The sequence below is a fragment of the Streptomyces sp. NPDC057616 genome, assembly GCF_042800575.1.
Taxonomy (GTDB): Bacteria; Actinomycetota; Actinomycetes; order Streptomycetales; family Streptomycetaceae; genus Streptomyces.
Genome location: NZ_JBHVGU010000090.1, coordinates 1,445 through 2,860, shown reverse-complemented (window position 1 = coordinate 2,860; position 1,416 = coordinate 1,445). Strand labels below are relative to the sequence as shown.

Annotated in this window: 1 rRNA gene (running past one end of the window); it reads right to left on the bottom strand. The window is 56.4% G+C overall.

Going from position 1 to position 1,416, the window contains the following annotated elements:
* Window positions 1–22: 22 nt before the first annotated feature.
* Window positions 23–1,416, bottom strand: a 23S ribosomal RNA gene (locus ACFU97_RS46015); its annotated part runs 1,444 nt beyond the window's last position; the annotation flags it as partial.

Genomic DNA, 1,416 nt, shown 5'->3' with positions numbered 1-1,416 from the left:
AACACAGTGGACGCGAGCAACTGAGGACAAGCCCTCGGCCTATTAGTACCGGTCACCTCCACCAGTTACCTGGCTTCCAGATCCGGCCTATCAACCCAGTCGTCTACTGGGAGCCTTACCCTCTCATAGGAGGTGGGAGTCCTCATCTCGAAGCAGGCTTCCCGCTTAGATGCTTTCAGCGGTTATCCCTCCCGAACGTAGCCAACCAGCCATGCCCTTGGCAGAACAACTGGCACACCAGAGGTTCGTCCGTCCCGGTCCTCTCGTACTAGGGACAGCCCTTCTCAAGACTCCTACGCGCACAGCGGATAGGGACCGAACTGTCTCACGACGTTCTAAACCCAGCTCGCGTACCGCTTTAATGGGCGAACAGCCCAACCCTTGGGACCGACTCCAGCCCCAGGATGCGACGAGCCGACATCGAGGTGCCAAACCATCCCGTCGATATGGACTCTTGGGGAAGATCAGCCTGTTATCCCCGGGGTACCTTTTATCCGTTGAGCGACGGCGCTTCCACAAGCCACCGCCGGATCACTAGTCCCGACTTTCGTCCCTGCTCGACCCGTCGGTCTCACAGTCAAGCTCCCTTGTGCACTTACACTCAACACCTGATTGCCAACCAGGCTGAGGGAACCTTTGGGCGCCTCCGTTACCCTTTAGGAGGCAACCGCCCCAGTTAAACTACCCATCAGACACTGTCCCTGATCCGGATCACGGACCCAGGTTAGACATCCAGCACGACCAGACTGGTATTTCAACGACGACTCACCGCGAACTGGCGTCCGCGTTTCAAAGTCTCCCAGCTATCCTACACAAGCCGAACCGAACACCAATATCAAACTGTAGTAAAGGTCCCGGGGTCTTTCCGTCCTGCTGCGCGAAACGAGCATCTTTACTCGTAGTGCAATTTCACCGGGCCTATGGTTGAGACAGTCGAGAAGTCGTTACGCCATTCGTGCAGGTCGGAACTTACCCGACAAGGAATTTCGCTACCTTAGGATGGTTATAGTTACCACCGCCGTTTACTGGCGCTTAAGTTCTCAGCTTCGCCCGACCGAAATCGGACTAACCGGTCCCCTTAACGTTCCAGCACCGGGCAGGCGTCAGTCCGTATACATCGCCTTACGGCTTCGCACGGACCTGTGTTTTTAGTAAACAGTCGCTTCTCGCTGGTCTCTGCGGCCACCCCCAGCTCGAACAGCAAGTGTTCTCACCAGGTGTGGCCCCCCTTCTCCCGAAGTTACGGGGGCATTTTGCCGAGTTCCTTAACCATAGTTCACCCGAACGCCTCGGTATTCTCTACCTGACCACCTGAGTCGGTTTAGGGTACGGGCCGCCATGAAACTCGCTAGAGGCTTTTCTCGACAGCATAGGATCATCCACTTCACCACAATCGGCTCGGCATCAGGTCTCAGA